Origin of the sequence: Aquimarina sp. MMG015, assembly GCF_018100855.1 — a bacterium.
In the GTDB taxonomy this organism is placed as follows: Bacteria; Bacteroidota; Bacteroidia; order Flavobacteriales; family Flavobacteriaceae; genus Aquimarina; species Aquimarina latercula.
In genome coordinates, this window is the sequence record NZ_JAGJEB010000001.1 from 702317 (window position 1) to 721605 (window position 19289).

Annotated in this window: 17 protein-coding genes; 9 read left to right on the forward strand and 8 right to left on the reverse strand. The window is 32.4% G+C overall.

Going from position 1 to position 19289, the window contains the following annotated elements:
* Nucleotides 1-286: 286 nt before the first annotated feature.
* From J8L88_RS03090 to J8L88_RS03100, 3 genes are all read right to left on the reverse strand, one after another.
* A complete protein-coding gene (locus J8L88_RS03090) occupies nt 287-1450 on the reverse strand; it encodes a hypothetical protein (RefSeq protein ID WP_027394871.1) in 1164 nt (387 codons plus the stop codon).
* A 44-nt stretch (nt 1451-1494) separates the two neighbouring features.
* Nucleotides 1495-4350 carry a TonB-dependent receptor gene (locus J8L88_RS03095; protein ID WP_211059907.1) on the reverse strand — a complete coding sequence of 952 codons (2856 nt, stop codon included), beginning with the start codon at nt 4348-4350 and terminating at the stop codon, nt 1495-1497.
* Between the two features lie 382 nt (nt 4351-4732).
* The gene (locus J8L88_RS03100) at nt 4733-5092 is read right to left on the reverse strand and encodes a toxin-antitoxin system YwqK family antitoxin (protein ID WP_027394873.1); all 360 of its coding nucleotides are present in this window, start codon (nt 5090-5092) and stop codon (nt 4733-4735) included.
* A gap of 517 nt (nt 5093-5609) precedes the next feature.
* On the opposite strand from J8L88_RS03100, the gene J8L88_RS03105 reads away from it, so the two are divergent.
* The 3 genes from J8L88_RS03105 (at nt 5610) to J8L88_RS03115 (ending at nt 9902) form a co-directional block, all read left to right on the forward strand.
* Nucleotides 5610-7997, forward strand: a complete 2388-nt coding sequence (locus J8L88_RS03105; protein WP_027394874.1) for an inorganic phosphate transporter — start codon at nt 5610-5612, stop codon at nt 7995-7997.
* 142 nt (nt 7998-8139) lie between these two features.
* Nucleotides 8140-8823: a response regulator transcription factor gene (locus tag J8L88_RS03110; RefSeq protein WP_027394875.1), complete on the forward strand. Its 684-nt coding sequence runs from the start codon at nt 8140-8142 to the stop codon at nt 8821-8823.
* Complete coding sequence (locus J8L88_RS03115; RefSeq protein WP_027394876.1) at nt 8823-9902, forward strand: cell wall metabolism sensor histidine kinase WalK; 1080 nt, start codon at nt 8823-8825, stop codon at nt 9900-9902. The genes J8L88_RS03110 and J8L88_RS03115 overlap by 1 nt, the downstream gene beginning before the upstream one ends.
* Here the strand turns inward: J8L88_RS03115 and J8L88_RS03120 are convergent.
* Nucleotides 9840-10895 (reverse strand): glycosyltransferase, encoded by a 1056-nt coding sequence (locus J8L88_RS03120; RefSeq protein ID WP_027394877.1) that lies wholly within the window; start codon nt 10893-10895, stop codon nt 9840-9842. The genes J8L88_RS03115 and J8L88_RS03120 overlap by 63 nt on opposite strands.
* Nucleotides 10896-11202: 307 nt before the next feature.
* On the opposite strand from J8L88_RS03120, the gene trmB reads away from it, so the two are divergent.
* From trmB to J8L88_RS03135, 3 genes are read left to right on the forward strand one after another with little or no spacing between them, the layout of a single operon-like run.
* Nucleotides 11203-11877, forward strand: a complete 675-nt coding sequence (gene trmB, locus J8L88_RS03125) for a tRNA (guanosine(46)-N7)-methyltransferase TrmB (protein WP_027394878.1) — start codon at nt 11203-11205, stop codon at nt 11875-11877.
* A gap of 13 nt (nt 11878-11890) precedes the next feature.
* Nucleotides 11891-12526: a LysE family translocator gene (locus tag J8L88_RS03130; protein WP_027394879.1), complete on the forward strand. Its 636-nt coding sequence runs from the start codon at nt 11891-11893 to the stop codon at nt 12524-12526.
* Nucleotides 12516-12848: an MGMT family protein gene (locus tag J8L88_RS03135; protein ID WP_027394880.1), complete on the forward strand. Its 333-nt coding sequence runs from the start codon at nt 12516-12518 to the stop codon at nt 12846-12848. The genes J8L88_RS03130 and J8L88_RS03135 overlap by 11 nt, the downstream gene beginning before the upstream one ends.
* Before the next feature lie 22 nt (nt 12849-12870).
* Here J8L88_RS03135 and J8L88_RS03140 read toward each other — a convergent pair whose 3' ends face one another.
* Nucleotides 12871-13701, reverse strand: a complete 831-nt coding sequence (locus J8L88_RS03140; RefSeq protein WP_211059908.1) for an outer membrane beta-barrel protein — start codon at nt 13699-13701, stop codon at nt 12871-12873.
* A gap of 196 nt (nt 13702-13897) precedes the next feature.
* On the opposite strand from J8L88_RS03140, the gene J8L88_RS03145 reads away from it, so the two are divergent.
* The 3 genes from J8L88_RS03145 (at nt 13898) to J8L88_RS03155 (ending at nt 15939) form a co-directional block, all read left to right on the forward strand.
* On the forward strand, nt 13898-15040 hold the full coding sequence (locus tag J8L88_RS03145; RefSeq protein ID WP_211059909.1) for an Mrp/NBP35 family ATP-binding protein: 1143 nt from the start codon (nt 13898-13900) through the stop codon (nt 15038-15040).
* 3 nt (nt 15041-15043) lie between these two features.
* Complete coding sequence (locus J8L88_RS03150) at nt 15044-15283, forward strand: NifU family protein (RefSeq protein WP_027394883.1); 240 nt, start codon at nt 15044-15046, stop codon at nt 15281-15283.
* Nucleotides 15284-15384: 101 nt separating this feature from the next.
* Nucleotides 15385-15939 carry a hypothetical protein gene (locus tag J8L88_RS03155; RefSeq protein WP_211059910.1) on the forward strand — a complete coding sequence of 185 codons (555 nt, stop codon included), beginning with the start codon at nt 15385-15387 and terminating at the stop codon, nt 15937-15939.
* A 3-nt stretch (nt 15940-15942) separates the two neighbouring features.
* Here the strand turns inward: J8L88_RS03155 and J8L88_RS03160 are convergent, their stop codons facing one another.
* The 3 genes from J8L88_RS03160 to J8L88_RS03170 form a co-directional block, all read right to left on the reverse strand.
* A complete protein-coding gene (locus J8L88_RS03160) occupies nt 15943-17064 on the reverse strand; it encodes an acyltransferase family protein (protein WP_211059911.1) in 1122 nt (373 codons plus the stop codon).
* Between the two features lie 109 nt (nt 17065-17173).
* Entirely contained in the window at nt 17174-18352 is a 1179-nt protein-coding gene (locus tag J8L88_RS03165; protein ID WP_211059912.1) for an AraC family transcriptional regulator, read from the reverse strand.
* 11 nt (nt 18353-18363) lie between these two features.
* Complete coding sequence (locus tag J8L88_RS03170) at nt 18364-19260, reverse strand: metallophosphoesterase family protein (protein WP_211059913.1); 897 nt, start codon at nt 19258-19260, stop codon at nt 18364-18366.
* Between the last annotated feature and the right edge of the window lie 29 nt (nt 19261-19289).

Genomic DNA, 19289 nt, shown 5'->3' on the forward strand with positions numbered 1-19289 from the left:
TTTTTAGCACTGTGATTTGTTTTTTTTAGATTGCATCGAGAATTAATTGTTTGTTTTTCAGTAGGTTTTGTTGCGTTTACTGGTTTTGAGCGTGTTTATTATGATATTTTAATAATAGACTTTTTTATTTTTAATTATTAAAAAAGTATTATCTCAACGTTAAATGGCATTAAACTTTCAGAAGTGCTTTACAGTTATTTAAAATAAGATCTCGTAAAAAAAAGCATCTTGAAAATCTTCAAGATGCTTTTAAATAGCTTATAATTAGCTGAATTCTTATTTCGAATTAGTTACGAGTCCATCCAGAATTCCATGAGTTGTAATCTGCACCGGTTCCATTACCAACGCCAGTGATTACATCTGCTTCTCCAAAAGTGGCTCCAGTATCATTTTTAAGAGTAAGAGTAATATCATCAAAAGTGATATCTGTAACAGAAGTTTCATCACTTAATACACCGTTTCCAGTCTCGGTATCATCAAGGTCAAAACCTTCTGCAAAACCTTCTAATAACACATTGGTAAATACAGCTCTTGTTCCCGCACGTAATCTGATAGCTTCATTCTCATTAGAAGAACCAAGTCCATTAATGGTTAGGTTTGTAACTGTAGGAGCAGACCAAAATACAGGGTTAGAGTTGTTTCCGATATCTGTATTAAAACCATCACCTTCTATTCCTTTGTCATGAGATTGTCTGTGCTCGATATATACATTTGTTAAAGTTCCTGTAAATCCTTCAGTCCAGTCTACAGAATCATCCTGCGAACCTACAACAGATATGAATGAAGCGTTAACCGTTCCTCCAAAAAACTCTACTCCATCATCTGCTCCTTCAAAAGCTTGTATGTATTCTATTGTAGTTCCATTTCCTACTGCGTAGAATGAAAATCCATTATTTTCTGAAGCTGCATCCGCTGCACCACCAGAATATTCGATACGAACGTATCTAAGGATCCCTGAGTTGTCATCTACTACACTACCACCGTATGGTAATCCTCCAATTTCGGAAGTAGAAGTTGCATCTCCTCCAACAACGGAGTTTATAGGTGCTTTACCTAATAAGATTAAACCTCCCCAGTCTCCAGGATTAGGAGTTGAGGTAGCAGAAGTAAATACAATTGGGTTAGAAGAAGTTCCTTCTGCGTTGATTATTCCTCCTTGTAATACAGCGATGTATACATCAGATCCGGTTGCTGCACGTACAACTACACCAGGCTCTACAGTTAATGTAAAACCTTCAGGAACTATAAGTGCGCTAGTAAGCGAGTACTCAGTATTTGACTCAAGAGTAAGGTCTTCTGTAAGAGTACCTCCTATAACTTCACTCGTAGGATCAACTGGAGAACCATCACCATTGATGTTAATCGTTATGTCTGATGTATCGTCACTTGCACATGCTGCGAAAAGCATTGCAATGACAGTAATTTTTAAAAGAAATATGTTTGCTTTCATGATTTTTATTTTAATTAATTGTATTCGTGTTCGTTTTAATTGGGTTAAAATGTATATTTAAATTGTAATCCGATATTCACTCCTCTTTTATAACTAGACAGCGCAAATTCATCTATTGGATTGATTTCATTAGTTGCATTTCTACTAAATGGAATGCCTAAAGTGGTAAGTACATCTTCAGATATTGTAGCGTTTTCTCGAACTCTTTCAATCGTTGGGTTCAACAGGTTTTTAATACTAAGGTTAATTTCAAAGTTGTCACGTACTTTGTTTTTCCAGACGAAATCTAATGTCGGCACTCCCTTTTCAACTATGTTTCCTAATTGCCCTGCTCCTAATGCATCGATACGATCAGAAAAATAAGAAAACACAAGGTTTGCTACAGGCTTATAATCTCCAAAAGTTGGCGTATAACTTACATCAGCATTGATCAAAAATGGTGATGCACCTTGTAGTTGATCAGAATCTCTATTAAAATTGGTATTGAAGGTTCCTGAAACAGTTTTTAAATCTTGTTTTGTAGCCGTATACGTAACATTTAGACCTGCAGAAAGAAGACTTTCTTCTTCAGTGTTTACTAACAAAGCTTTGCGTGCTTCTAATTCAAGACCAAAAACTTCTGCTTTGTCACCTGTTCTAAAGAAACGTTGTGTTCCTGTAGCATCATTCGCAGATACTAAGTTTACAGGATCATTAATTTGTTTTGCAAAAGCAGCAATAGAAAATATCTGCCCTCTATTAAAGAACCATTCGTATTTTAAATCTAGATTGATAATAGAAGAGAATGCAGGATCATTTAATAGGTCTGGATTACCACCGATACGATCAGTTACATTTTCATATACAAATGGAGCAACCTCTTTAAATTCTGGATTAGAAACGGTTCTACTCACAGAAAAACGTAAATTTTGATCCTCGTTTAATGCATATTTTACATTTAAACTAGGTAATAAAAAAGTCTCTGTTGCCTCATTACGTCCAGGATTGTTAAATGCAAGGTTGATTACATCGTATTCAATGCTTTGTTTGAATGATTCTACACGCAATCCAGGAACAAATGTCCATTTCTCTCCGTATTTATAGATTGCATTAGCATATAAGGCGTGTATATCTAAGTTTCCAGTATAAGTGTTTTCTGGAAGTCCCGGAAGGTTTGTGTTTCCTAATCCGGCTGAAGGATCTAAAGCATTTATCACTACTGTGTTATAGGTAACACCTAGATTATCAATATTAAAAATTGAATTGAAATCATTAACATCAGTAGCTTCTGTTCTAGGTTCAATAATACTTAATCCAAAACGTTGATTATCAAAATCACGTTGTTTTATACGTCCATTGTATCCAAAATTAAAGGACAGATTTTCTGATTGCTCGTACGCTACGTTTATACGACCGTTCCATTCTTGGTCTTCAATATTTTGGAAATAACGTTGGTTATCGAAATCTACATTACGGAAAAGAACAGGGTTTGTAGTTGGGTCATTATCTAATGCCAGGTCAAACTGCTCTAATGCAATACGCTTTCTGTCTGGTTGACGAGCAAGAACACTGTTAAAACCAATTCCGTAATCTACTTTTATCTTTTCATTAATATTACTAACCCCAGATAGTTGATTCACATATATCATGTCTTGTTCGAATTGAACATTCTGTGTAAAAAAACCAAAATCGTCAATGTCTGCAATAGTATTTCTGTTAAATCCATTACCGTCGATTCCAAAACGACCTACTTCATCTGTTGCATCATTAATAAATAAGGAAGTAAACTTTACTCTATGATCTGGATTAATTCGATATACGATATTTGCCATTGCAGTAGTAGTTCGGCTATATTCGAAAATTTCAGTATCCCTAAATATTTGATTTTCTGCAGCGGTTACATTTGCTGCTTCCCCTCTTTTATATTCATAATTATTACCAAAAGATGCGGTTCCGAATACACTTAGTTTTGATTCCTCACCAATTTCCCAGGATTTTCCTGCGGTTATGGATCCAGAAAGCCCAACGGGTCCTTCTGATGAAACAGGGTCAATACCGTGAGATAGTACAACAGCAAATGGATCATTTTTATATCTATTGTAAAATCCAAAGAATCCCGTTCCTTCACTCTTAACGAACTTTTCTCCGATTGCAGCTGTGTTTATTGTATTACCTAGATCTACATTAATATATGCTTTTCCGACATGTTCTTTGGCAATAATATCTACATTACCTGCTGCAAAATCACCATAAAAATTAGCAGCATATGTTTTGCTTACACCGATGTTCTGAATAACATCAGATGAGAAGAGACCAAGATCTATGTTTTTCTTGTCTACATTATTTGCTGGTAATGATAAACCATTAAATGTTGTGTTCAGGTATCTGTCTCCGAGACCTCTAACATAAACATTACCTCCACCTTCTTGTTTTGAGATTCCAGAAATTTTGGTAACAGCTCCAGCAGCGTTACTCACACCTTTGTTCGAAAGTTCCTGAGCTCCAATACTTTGTTTCTGAACTACGGCACCTTTTTGATCTAAAAGAAGTGCTTGCACACTTTCTTTTTTTCTACTAGTTGTCTTAATAACAACTTCATCTAAGGCTGCTGCACTAGCACCAATGGATGCGTTTACAGTAGTAGTTTCATTTGGTTTTACGATAACTTCTTTTTCAAGTGTTTCGTATCCAACAAAACTAAATTCTACAACGTATGTTCCAGGTTCTAAATTTTCGATAGTGTATAGACCATCAAAATCTGTAGTAGTACCTTTACTAGTTCCTTTGATTAAAACATTAGCAAAGGGTAATGGTTGACTGTTTGCTTCTTTATCAAGCAAAGTACCGGCTATAGAGCCAGTTTCCTGCGCACTAACTATTCCAACAACGAATAGTGCACAGAGAATAACAATATTTCTCATAACGTGTTCTAAATTCGGTGCAAATAACGTTAGCTATTGTTACCTGTGCGTTACTTAGAAATTAAATAAGAGTAATTATAGTGTTATGTAATTGTTACCTAAAAAGGATTGATAAGATTATTGTGATTAGTTTTTAGGAAAATGATTTTTGTATAAAGTGTTAATTTATAAGGTGTTTAGAGGTGATTTGTTTTTGTTTACCTAATTGTTAAGAAGCGTGCTATTTGTAGTTTATGTAAATTTATTTTTAAAAAATGAATTTTGAATTCTGTCTATAAACTTCGAAAAGGAAATGTTTTTTTTAGTTTTATTGAGATGTGTATAATAAAAAAACGCCCAGAATTTCTGAGCGTTTCATATTAATTATATTGGCAAATTTTAATTATTGTTCGTAATTAACAACAACGTCGCTTTTGTTAGACCAAGTTGTTACAGAAGCGATAGAGTTATCTGAATAATTTACTTCTGATAGTTTTTCACCTTTCCAAAAGAACCATTTTCCAGTTTTCACTCCATTATTATATTGTCCCATAGCGATTTTCTTTCCAGATACATCGTATGATTTCCATTCTCCGTGTAACTTTCCTTCTTTATTGTAAAATCCTTGTTGACGGATTTCACCATTGTCATAAAAGTAAGTTCCTTTTATTGAGTTTCCTTCTTTTTCGAAAGTAGGTTTCGCATCTTGAGCCATCATCACTCCAGAAAAAAGGATCGCAAATGTTAATAATAAATTCTTCATAATATATTTTTTAATTGGGGGATTCTTAATGATTACATTACAAATATAACACTAATTTTACTTTTAAGCAACATTTGCATAACATTGAGTTAACATTAAACTCATAAGTATTTGAAAAATAACAAATTACAATGTAAACAATATTATATTTGTTAATATTCGAAGTTGTAAATTGAAAAAAATGAGTGGTTTAATTAAGTTATATGTATTGGGGATATATAAAGTTAAACTTCGATAAGGTCAATTTTTTGAAGTGTTGATTTCTATAAAGGTTTCTCAAAACTAGTATATAATAAGGCCTGAAAAAACATTGCTTTAAAACTGATTAAAGTTTTTAGTAAGAAGGTGTTTTTTAAAAGTTGATTTGCATAAATGATATTCGTCTTGAGATGATTATGATTTTAATCATAATCAGGATGCACATCATTTTTAGAATAGAGAAAAAAGATAACATTTCAATAACATACGACTAGATTATTAGTAACATTTTTGTGGTTTATAAGATTGTAAGAAAAATATGAACGACATTTATATTTTAATGATTGTTGCGCTAGCTATTTTAGCTATCGCTGATTTAGTGGTTGGGGTTAGTAACGATGCGGTTAATTTTTTAAATTCTGCGATAGGATCTAAGGCGATTTCTTTTAGAACTATTATGATTGTTGCTAGTATAGGAATAGCTGCAGGAGCAATATTTTCCAGTGGATTAATGGAGGTTGCTCGTAAAGGTATTTTTGTTCCTGGCGAGTTTTATTTTGATGAGATCATGATCATTTTTATGGCGGTTATGATTACCGATATCTTGCTATTGGATTTTTTCAATACTTTAGGTATGCCAACATCAACAACGGTTTCTATAGTATTTGAATTGTTAGGAGCTGCAGTTTGTGTAGCTTTGATTAAGATTGCTGCGGATGCCGATCTATCCTTCGGAGATTTAGGGGATTATATCAATACTAAAAAAGCAGGTGAAATTATTGCAGGGATTTTACTCTCAGTAGTGGTTGCATTTTCTATAGGAGCAATTGTTCAATATGTGTCCCGATTATTATTGTCTTTTAATTTTGCTAAAAAAGCAAAATGGGTAGGAGCATTGTTTGGAGGAATTGCATTAACGGCAATACTTTATTTTATTTTTATTAAAGGTATTAAAGGTACCAATTACGCTAAATTAGTAGTTGATACATTTTCTAATGACACCAAACTAGGGTTTTTAGAATGGGCTAACTTGTATTTTGAAAGTTCTTATGAGACGGTTAAGGAGTTAGCAAAAGCAAAGAAAGACTTGTTTCTCATAAATGCAGAAACTGGAACGATATCTACAACACTTAGAGGTTTTTTAGAAACTAATGTTTTGTCTATAGTAGTAGCTGGATTTGGATTATTATCCTTGATCTCTTATGTGTTTATGAGCTTTTTAAAAGTGAATATATATAAGTTGATTATAATAGTAGGAACTTTTGCGTTAGCGCTTGCTTTTGCAGGTAATGACTTGGTTAACTTTATAGGTGTTCCAATAGCTGCTTGGGAAGGGTATCAAATGTGGAGTTCCTCTGGAGTGCCAGCTACTGAGTTTTTGATGTCTTCGTTAAGCGGTAAGGCAGAAACACCAACCTTACTTTTATTAGGAGCAGGACTTATTATGGTTCTAACACTTTGGTTTTCTTCGAAAGCAAAAAATGTTGTGAAGACATCGATTGATTTATCGCGTCAAGGAGAAGGAGATGAGAAATTTAGTCCTAATTTTCTTTCAAGAGGTGTGGTTAGAGGAACGGTTTTTATTTCTGAAGTTATATCATCAATTACACCTGCTTCATTTAAGAAGTTTTCGGATAAACAGTTTGAACAAGTAGCGGCTCCTGTAGTTGCTAGAAAAGAAGATCTTCCGGCATTTGATATGGTAAGAGCTGCTGTAAATCTTATGGTTGCAGGAGTACTGATTTCTATAGCAACTTCTATGAAACTACCGCTGTCCACAACCTATGTAACATTTATGGTGGCAATGGGTACCTCATTAGCAGATAGAGCTTGGGGAACGGAAAGTGCCGTGTATCGTGTAGCAGGAGTGTTAAATGTAATTGGAGGTTGGTTTTTTACAGCAATCAGTGCATTTTTGGCAGCTGCATTAATAGCATTTTTGATCAACTTTAATCAGCCGATTATGACCGGTATTTTATTGTTGGTAGCAATTATACTTTTGGTAAGAAATACTATTAGATATCGCAATAAAACCAGAGCAGATAAAGCAGAAGATAGCCTTAAGAAATCAGAGAGTAGTTCTATCCAAGGAGTGATTGAAGAAAGTGCTGGTAATATTAAATCTTTTGTAAATAGAGGGAATAAAATTTATAGTAGTACCGTAGATAGTTTAGCAAAATATGATCTTGCATCTCTTAAAAAGAGTAGAAAAGGAATTGCTAAATTAGAAACTGAGGTCGAAGAATTAAGAGATAGTATTTTCTATTTTATTAAAAACCTTGATGAATCAAGTGTAGGAGCTAGTAGTTTTTATATTTCTATTTTAGGTCATTTAGAGGACATTACTCAGTCTTTAGATTATATCTCTAAAAACAGTCATAAGCACGTAAATAATAATCACAAAAAACTACGATTTAACCAAATCAAGGATCTTAAAGAAATCGAGGATCAGTTACAAGAATTTTTTGTTAGTATCAAGAATATTTTCGATAGTAGAGAATTTAATGGTCTAAATAGTATTATTGAAGAAAAGCAAGGATTGTTTACATTAGTAAATGATAAAATTAATAAACAAGTAGAACGAACAAGAACAGAAGAAAGCAGTCCTAAAAATACAACGCTTTATTTTGGACTTCTTATGGAGACGAAAGATCTTATAACGGCTACTATGAATTTGCTAACTACTTATAGAGATCATCAAGATTAATTATTGAATCAATTTTATTAAGTTAACTTAATGTTATGCTTATGAAATTTTTACGTTAGTTTATTGTTTCCTGGATAAATGTTTATCAATACTTCATTTTAACCTTAGTATATTTACGAGAGTGAAGTAATTCAATAAGAAAATGAATAAAAAAGATATTACAATTTTACTAGTAGATGATGAGCCGGATATTTTAGAAATAGTTGGCTATAACTTAACTGCCGAAGGCTATAACGTCTTAACGGCAGAAAATGGTAATGAAGCTGTTAAAATTGCTAAGAAGAAAAAACCGCATTTGATTATCTTAGATGTGATGATGCCAGAAATGGATGGTATAGAGGCTTGCGAGCAGATTCGTAAAATACCAGATTTACAAAATACAATTATTACTTTTCTAACAGCTCGTGGAGAAGATTACTCTCAAGTGGCAGGATTTGATGCCGGGGCAGATGATTATATAACCAAACCTATTAGGCCAAAAGTATTGGTTAGTAAGGTAAAAGCATTATTGCGTAGATTAAAAGAAGATGACTCTAATGATAATGTTGTTAAGATAGGAAATCTTGTTATTAATAGAGATGAGTATAAAATTGTAAAGGATAAAAAAGAAATAATATTACCAAGAAAAGAGTTTGAATTACTATCTTTATTAGCCTCTAAACCGGGTAAAGTCTTTAAAAGAGAAGATATACTTGATAAGGTTTGGGGCAACGAGGTAATTGTAGGCGGACGTACTATTGATGTTCATATCCGAAAATTGAGAGAAAAATTAGGAGATGAAAGTTTTAAAACAATAAAAGGAGTCGGCTATAAGTTTGTAGTATAATGGCAGAAAATTTTAAGAGATCGTACAGGTTTGCATACCTGTCATCTTTGTACATAACGTTATTATTAACGCTCTTAGTGAGCGTTTTTTTATATACCCAAAATCAATTTAATTTACTATTTATAGCAGGTTTTATTTTGCTGTGTTATGGGATATGTTTTCTTATTATACAATATCGTGTTCAGAAATTTATTTATCGAAGGGTACGAAAGATATACGATGATATTGAAATGTTGGATATGGATACTTTAGGCGAAAGTCCAGTTACGACGGATATGAAAACGTTAATTAAGGAAGTCGAAAAATTTGCTCAAAAACGAAAAACAGAAATAGAAAGCCTAAAGGTTAGAGAAGATTATCGTAAAGAGTTTATGGGTAATGTTTCTCATGAGCTTAAAACTCCATTATTTACAGTGCAAGGATATATTCTAACACTGATTGATGGAGCGATGAATGATCCTGCGATTCTGGATAAATACTTAAACCGTGCCAATAAAGGAGTAGAACGACTTATCTATATCGTCAAAGATTTGGATATGATCACCAAATTAGAAGTGGGAGATTTAAATCTTAACTATACTAATTTTGATATTATAGAATTGGTGCAAAGTGTTTTTGATCTATTCGAAATGAAGGCATCAAAAAAGAACATTGCTTTGACGTTTGATATGAATTATCAAGATCCAATAATTGTTCATGCAGATAAGGAAAGAATCCAACAGGTACTGTCCAATCTGATCGTTAATTCTATTAAGTATGGGAAAGAAGATGGTACAACAGAAGTAAGTATAGAAAATCTAATTAAAAATAAAGTAATCGTTAGAGTAACGGATAATGGCGAGGGTATTGCCCAAGCGCATATTCCAAGATTGTTCGAGCGTTTTTATCGAGTAGATAAAAGTGGTTCTCGTAAAGAGGGTGGTTCTGGACTTGGCCTAGCGATTGTAAAACATATTATCGAAGCACATCATGAACGCATTTATGTAGAAAGTGATTATCGAATAGGAAGTGAATTTTCATTTACTTTGGAAAAAGTGAAAAAGTTCCCTGTAGTCGATGTCGGTGCTAAAACTACTTAACCCTTTATAAGCATTTAAATCATACAATTTCTTTAGTGTAAACTCATTTTGTTTGCAACTGGGAACCAGCTTATTGTTAGTAAGTCGTTCTGCCAGGTATTCTTGTTCAAATTGACCCGGCGTAGGTATAAAAAAGGCTTTTTTCTTTAATTTAGCAAGATCCATTACGGTTGTATATCCTGATCTGGAAATTATGATGTTACTACTGTTAATAGTGTTTTCTAAGGCTATTCCGGTAAGGTAATTATGTATGGTGATATTGTTTTTAATATAGGTCTCTTGATTTTCTTCAATAATACCTCTTACAAAAACTATTTTCTTATCACTACGTTCAAATTCCTGAAACAGTTTTTCTTCTAACATGGTACGTTGCGGTTCCGGCCCAGATAATAGTACCATAATATCATATTTCTTAGGTAAATTTTGATAATTAAATCTACTTAAAGGGCCTAGGTAAGTAACAGGGATGTTACTGTGTTTTGGATGACCTAGTTCTCCACTTAAACTTGGATCATCCGCCATATCAGGGACCCAACAAACATCAAATTTCTTAATATATTTATTATGGATTTTTGTACTAATGGAGGTTGTTTTACCACTTAGAACCGTAAGCTGATGGGTAATAAATACAGATGGTAGGCTTTTATATCTAACTCCCATTCTATTATCGGATATAATACCATAAAAATCATCAGATTCTACAATACGTTTAGTCGCTTTTTTTTCGGCTGTAATTGCATGGGCAATTTTCGGACTATTAAGCAACATCTTTAGTTTGAAATTACTAGCTTTTTTAGAATATTCTATATTATAAGAAGGAATCTCTTCTGTTCTTAATTCTGGAAACTCTTTTCTTAATAAAGCTAGTGCTGCTCCATCAGAGGCTATAACAGGCTCGAAACCTTCGTGAATTAAGGCATGAATTATCGGAATACAGCGGGTTGCATGACCTAAACCCCAATTAAGGGGTGCTACAAGTACTTTTTTACTCAAAATCTAAGGTTTTGTAAGTTAATCATTCAAAAATTGCTAGTGCTATTTTAAAATTAATAGTATTCTTCTAAGTATATATTTCCTTAATTTTACCAAAAAATTATGTTTAGGTTAGTGCAATAATCTTTTCATAATATTAAAGATGTATAAAAAGGGTGAAATCAACAATACAATAGCGTAATGGATGTATTGTATATGTTTTTAGGTAGTTAGGATTGATTCTTTTTAATGAAGAAAAAGAAATCAAGACTTATATGTAACATAAAACAAGTTAAATAGTCAAATACATATAGAAGAAGATAAACAGGTGGGAAGTAAGAATAAATTAAAAAGGTTTAATGAGAATAGGAGTTTTCAGAATGTAGTGGAGCCTACAAGAGAGGAAGTACTTAGTAATTCTCTGGGATTTAAAGGGAAATGGAGAGAGAAGTTTTTCAAAAACGAAAACCCGATTATATTAGAACTAGGATGTGGTAAAGGGGAGTATACTGTTGGATTAGCAGAAAAATATCCTGATAAAAATTTTATTGGAATAGATATAAAAGGTGCTCGGTTTTGGAGAGGAGCCAAAACAGCTATTGAGAAAGAGATGAACAATGTTGCTTTTATTCGAACTCAGATAGAATTGGTGGATCATATTTTTGATACAGGAGAGATTGATGAGATTTGGATAACTTTTCCTGATCCACAGATTAAATACAAGCGTACAAAACATCGAATGACCAATCATGATTTTTTACAACGCTATAAAAAAATTCTTAAAGAAGATGGAATAATGCATCTTAAAACTGATAGTGAATTTATGCATGGGTATACGCTAGGATTATTACATGGAGAAGGTCATGAAGTGTTGTATGCTAACCATAATGTATATCATCAAGAAGGATCTCCAGAAGCAGTAACTTCCATTCAAACTTTTTATGAAAAACAATATTTGGAAGAAAATAAACCTATAACTTACATTCAGTTTAAAATTACCTAATTGCGTCATCGATTTGGAAACTACTAAACTCTTTCTCGTTACTTTTTTTGCATCCCTGGTGGGAGTTATTCCTCCAGGATTAATTAACATGACTGTAGCCAAGACATGTTTAGAAAGAGGTAAGAAAAATGGTATCTTAGTGGCAATCGGTGCTTCTGCGGTGGTTTTTATACAAGCTTTACTAGCTATTTTACTCGCAAAATATATATTTTTTAATCCTTATGTAAAAAATATGTTGCTCAGAACAGGAGCGGTAATATTTTTCTTAATGGCTATTTATTTTTTTGTAAAAGCAAAACAAAGAAGAACCAAGATTAAAGTATATAAACATGCGGGTTCGCGTAGTCTTTTTAAAGGAATGATGATGTCTCTTGTAAATGTGTTACCAATACCCTATTTCTGTACTATAGCAGCAGCAATGAGTGTTAGTGGAAAGATACAATATGATGCATTGAGAATCGTAGCTTTTGGGATTGCGGCGGGAACAGGAACTTTTGTAACCTTATATTTCTATGTGCTTTCTTTTCTTAAAATAGAAAAGAAGACAGCTTCTATAACTAAGTATTCTAATTATTTTATGGGAATACTAATGTTGGTTTTGGTTATGCTAACTTTAGCTAGAATAATTTATACTTGGGATGAAGGATAAGAATGATAATTTTTTTGATAGAGTTTACGAAGTAGCAAAACTAATTCCTTATGGAAGAGTAACTTCCTATGGTGCTATTGCAAAATATCTTGGAGCAGCAAGAAGTGCGAGAATGGTGGGTTGGGCTATGAATGCTTCTGGTAAACAAGAAGATGTACCAGCGCATAGAGTGGTAAATAGAAAAGGAATTTTAACTGGAAAGCATCATTTTGATGGAACAAACTTAATGCAACAGTTATTAGAAAATGAAGGTGTTGAAGTAATTGATAATCAAATACAGAATTTTGAAAAGTTATTTTGGGATCCTATGGAAGAATTATAAATTTCGTACTACTTCCTATTTCTTAAATAAAAACTCCTAAACCAACAGAAAACGTAGAAAAACCAATACCACCAATTCGTAGGTATTCATATCCTCCATTAAATTTAAATTGGTTGATATGATAGTTAAGCAATGCATTGAACTTATCCGAAGAACGTGTGTTAATTAAAGATTGGTTATAATTTAGTTCTATACTTAGTGGTTTTGCAAAAAAGTATTCTGCTCCGATAGCATAGGTAAATCCTAATTCCTTTACATCTCCCGCAATATAGGTAGCACCCATACCCCAATAGGCATTAAATTTTTCTGTACGAACTCTATGATATTTTGCTAGAAATGTAAATGTAGCAAGAGAATTATCTCCAAAAAAAGTATTGTTCTCCCATAATTGCAGGTAATCCGCTTCAATACTAACTCTCTTTAAAAATCTAAAATCCGCATTGATATGATTACCATATAGTTCATTGTTTTCAGCGACAAATCGATTGGTTAAGGTAATTCTAGAAAGGTTAGTGTCTCCATCCCAATTATATGCATAGTTTCCTCTATTAGAGCTGTGATAAGGATATTTAGTAATAAATGCATTACTAGCAAGATGTTCTTTTTCTGTAGGACTTTCAATTAAACCATAATAGGTTGCATATAAACCCATTTCTATAAAAACCATAGCTAATCCGCCCCAAAGAGAATTATCTTCATAAGAGGAACTGGACGATGTTCTAGATCTGGAAGATGATGAGTAATAGTTGCTGCTTTTAGTCAATCCTTTTTCTGCTTTTTCTAGTTTTCCTTGACCAAAGGAATGGAATGAAATGATGATGCATAGTAATGAGAAAAAAAGTGTTCGTTTCATAAATAATGATTGATTTAATCTAGAAATTCTAGTTTATCACAAATCATACCATTAAAGCATATAGGTATATTGTTACTCATGATATAGCCATAGGAGATTCCAATGTTTATAGGTTTTAGAATCTTAACTTTTAGACCTATCTTTGCCTTCAGAATCATTCTATATTGATTCGTTTTTAGAAAAAGGAAAAATACACATGAAGTTAGAAAAATCAGAGATATTAAAAGCTTTGGAAACGATTACAGTTGCTGGAGAGGGAAAGAATATGGTGGAGAGCGGTGCCGTTAAAAATGTTATCACTTTTGGAGATGAAGTAATCGTTGATTTAGAATTATCTACTCCTGCATTGCATATTAAGAAAAGAGCAGAAGTTGATATTATGAAAGCTATTCATGAAAAGGTATATGAAAAAGCTAAAATAAAAGTAAATATTAAAGTAGAAGCCCCCACTCCTAAACAATTAGAAAAAAATGTAATTAAAGGAAAAGCAATTCCTGGTATTAAAAATATTATTGCTGTTGCTTCTGGTAAAGGAGGTGTTGGTAAATCTACTGTGACTTCTAATTTGGCAGTAACCTTATCAAAAATGGGATTTAGCGTTGGGCTATTAGATGCAGATATCTATGGACCATCTGCTCCGATTATGTTCGATGTAGAAAGAGAGAGACCATTATCAGTAAAGGTTGGTGATAAATCCAAAATGAAACCTGTAGAGAATTACGGAGTAAAAATATTATCGATAGGATTTTTTACGCAACCCAATCAAGCCGTTGTTTGGAGAGGTCCAATGGCAGCAAAAGCATTAAATCAGATGATTTTTGATGCCGCTTGGGGAGAATTAGATTTTCTATTGCTGGATTTACCTCCAGGAACAGGTGATATTCACTTATCGATTATGCAATCTTTACCGATTACAGGAGCAGTAGTAGTTAGTACACCTCAGAATGTAGCACTTGCCGATGCTAGAAAAGGAGTAGCAATGTTTCAACAAGAAAGTATTAGCGTACCTGTACTAGGTATTATAGAAAATATGGCATATTTTACTCCAGAAGAGCTTCCTAACAATAAATATTATATCTTTGGTAAAGAAGGAGCTAAACATCTTGCAGAAGATATTGAGGTTCCGTTTTTAGGAGAAATACCCTTAGTACAAAGTATACGTGAGGCAGGAGATGTAGGTCGACCTGCAGCATTGCAAACAGCAACTCCTATAGAAAAGGCTTTCGAAGAATTAACAAGAAATGTTGTTCAGGAAGTTGTGGATAGAAATGAAAACCTTCCACCAACAGAGGCGATAAAAATAACAACAATGGCAGGGTGTTCTGCAGTAAAAAAATAGAAAATGACATCTGAAGAATTAAAGATTAATGTAGAGAAAGCACTAGATGAAATTCGTCCTTTTTTAGAAAGTGATGGGGGTAATATTTCATTAGTAGGTATTGAAGATGATAAAAGAGTCAAAGTTCAGTTGGAAGGAGCTTGTGTTGGTTGTAGTGTAAATCAAATGACTTTAAAATCAGGAGTTGAGATGACTATCAAAAAATATGCTCCTCAAATCGAGGAAGTTGTAAACATCGAATAAAGGTAGATGTAATAAATTTTATAAGTATATGCTCAAGAAAAATAGTTTTCTTGAGCATATACTTTTTAGTTTCAATTCTAAAAACCTAAAGAGGGATAGTAATGAAAAAATTAGTTTATCTACAGATTATTAGTTTTGGATTAATTTTTTTAATTACAAGTTGTAGATCAAAAACTACAGAACGTATCGATATAACAAATACGTTATTAGGAAATGATACGCATTTAGTAGTCGAAAAGACTAATAAAAGTACTACTCATAGAGGTATTATAACAAATTCTAATTACGGTACTACTCATAGTTATAGCTATAAGCTTACCGTTAATAATGGAGATGTTAATTGGAATGGAGGAACAGCAGAGCCCAAACATCTTCTTTTTTGTAAAGATTCTACATATATTCATTATCTAAAAGAAAAATATATCTCTATAAAATCTAAAGATTCAGCTGGTAATATAGTAGAAAAAGATGGTTATTATGAGGTTCAAGACGTGTTCGAAGTTCATGTAGATAAGCGTTATTTTTTCAAATTCTTTGGAGATGAATATTGGATAGAAATCCCATTAGAAAGCTATAATCTTAAAAAAGGATCGTGCACAGAATACACGGTCCCAAATGACAATGAACTAACAATACCTAATACCTCAATAGACTAATGATTATCTTTTTTTTAGTCCAAAAAGTGTTTGTAACAAAGGAATCTTCAATATTAGGAAGTGATAGATTATCCAACTTCCTAAAAAAGTTCCTAATACCATTACAATAAATTTTGGGAGTATATTCCATTCTAAATTCATTAAATAATACCCAATTATAATCGTGATTGTTTGATGCAGAATATAAAAAGGATATACTGCTCTATTGCAATAAGATAGAGTTTCACTCTTTCTATTTAAATACTTTGCAGCATAACCAAATAACACTAATATCCAAGACCATAAATTAGTTACTTTAACCAACGCTTCAGTAAAGTGAATAAGAAAACTGTCTTTTCCTTGTATCCATATAAAAAGCTGAATGGAAAAGGCAATAATACCAATAACTAGTGCTTTAGATTTTATATTCTCGATCGATTGCCAGAATTCTTTACCAATAGCTATTAATATAAAACCAAATAAAAACAAGGTTATAGAGTTAATAAAATTGAACCAATCATCAATTAAGGCATGTGTAATATCAAAGAAAGGTTCTATTAAAGATTCTATTAGATATAATGGTATAATAAATAAATATAATCCATAGGGTTTTTGAATTTGTCGTCGTATCCAATTAATGAATCGTGATGGATTTCTCTTAATTCTTATAAATAAAGGAGAAAGAATAATGGAGAATATTAATAGGTACGGTAAAAACCAAAGATGATGCCAGCTGATATTTCCTTCTGGATAAACTCCAATAAAAGCTTCTGTTGCTAGATAATAAAAATAAGATCCAGTAAATTGATTTGTAACCAATCTTTCGAAATAAATCTGAGGAGGTACTATTACCAGCATACCAAATATCAATGGAATACCAAGTCGTAAGCATCGCTCTAAGTTGAACTTTGATAAACTTCGTTTAGATAATGCGTAATAAGTTCCCATGCCTGATATGACAAATAGTATAGGTAAACGCCATTGATTTAAAAATAGCATTGGCCAACGCATTCCTTCAGAAATTTCATTGTTTTTAATATGCCATCCCCAAGGAACAAAAAACATCCCAACGTGATAAAAAATTAGTAAACCAAATACAATAACTCGTAACCAATCTAGGTCATAACGACGAATATTTTTGTCCATATCTTTTGAAAAATTTGTTTTTCCAAAAGTGAAATATTTCTTTTCTAATTGGATTGAAAATTAATCGAATTACGTGCAGAATTGTAATTTTAGACATTTTATTCTACGGTCAAGTAGCTTTTTTTAGTGTAACAAATGCTTTAGGAGACATAGCTACATGTTTTTTGAAAGAATTGTAGAACGTTGATTTTGAGTTAAATCCAACAGAATTTCCTATAGCTTCTATAGTTAAGTGACTGTAATTAGGGTCTGTTAAACGTAATTTGGATGTTTCAATTCTGTACTGATTAATAAAATGATTAAAATTAAGTCCAGTAGATGTATTGATGACTTGAGATATATAATTAGAGCTTGAATTTAGCTCTTCCGAAAGTTTTTTTAATGAAGCGGAACTTTGTAGGTAAAATTTATCCTTTTCTATAAATTCTTTGATTTCCTCTATCGAGATCTTTTGATCTTTAAAACTAGAAGTTTCGTATTTTTCAGCAATCCATGTGTTTTCAAAAAACCTAGATTCGGACACCATAATTAAGGCAATTATAATAACCGTAAAATTTACAAAAACAGTTATGTAGTGATCTCCCGAATCATCTTCATAATTCAAATAAATTGAAAAAATTATAATAAAAACGATCAGAAATGAAATAACTAGATTACGAGTAAAGGAGTATTTATTATGAATCGTTTTTCGACTAAGACTTGTGTTTTGTTTTCGTAAATAAAAGTAAAGGATTCTAAATGATAACAAGATGTATATAGTAAAGCTTGCTAGTATTAGCCATCTAAACTCATCTTTGATCAAAAGGTAACTATAGTCTATGTTGTCGGGGACGGACGCTGTTTTTAATTTTGGAAAATATGCGTTGAGATAGGCATTGAGTTTAATCGAATCAGGTTGAAGATAGTATTGCAGCTGAGAAATACCATACAAAATAGCAGGAATTAGATGCAATCCACTATGTTTTAATGCGATCCTTTTTCGCTTTAATAACGTATAAACAAATAGATATATGCTTGGCCCTAGAATAAGTACTAGAGGCTCACTAGAATCATTAAACCCAATGGTATATTTCATTAAACCGGTATAACATAAAAAGTTATCTAGTGTAATAGTGCCTTGTATAATAAGGAATAGTGCAAGAAACCGAAATGCGATGTTTTTTTTATAGCTTCGCAAAAGAATTACAAAACCCAACAGGAAACCTATAGTGATTCCTAAAAACATGATATAGGAAAAAACGTCGTGCCGAATTGGAATCTGATCGAATATTTCGTTTAAATCCTGCATTATTAACTATGTTAATCTGTAATAAAATCTGTCAATTTTTGAGGTCCTTCCAGCGGAACTCTAATTATTTTTAGAGAGCCATCTTCTGTAGTAGCAATTTGCCATTTTATCAAGGTGATACAACCGTTTTCTATTTCGATTCCAGTAATTGATCTTGGATGTACACAACTACCATCATTAAATAGGGCTAATTCACCCGCTTCAGGAAAACGAGGACGATGCGTATGACCAATAATAGTAAACTGATTTTTTTGATTAGCAATCCATTTCTTGATTCTTCGCTCTACCTTGATAGTTTCTTTATAATTTTTGGCAGGACTTGTAGGGTCTGCTATTCCTACTACTTGTAGAGGTTTCCATAAAAAACGAACCAAAAATCTATTAATTCTCCAACCTACATAATTCATGAAATCTGCTTGATGTCCGTGTAATAAAAAAATCTCTTGATTGGATGTTGTATGTTTTAATATAATAGCTTCTTGGAATATTATATCCGGAAAAAGTGGTGTTTCTTTATTTGTTTTTCGATCAAAATAAGAGCTTAAATATTTTTTCACATATTTTGGATCTCGATATACCATATCATGATTTCCCCAAATCATTTCTAGTCTATTTTCAAAAAAGAATTTCTGTAATAACTCATAGACATTTTTATGAGCTCTAAGAATGATTTCGAAATTAAGATTTTCCCATAGTTCATCTCCATCTCCTAATTCGCAGTAGGTATATCCTTCATTATAATAGTGCTTTAGTGCGTGAAAATAGATGTTTCTATTATTAGCAAAGTCATCTGCAAAACTATTGTCGCCTCGATGACAATCGCTAAATAAGATGAACTTAGAACTGTCATCAAAAGAAATAACTTTTGCATTTTTATAAGCACGATCCAGACGGGATTGGGATGACATATACAGTACTTTTTGTATAAATATACAAT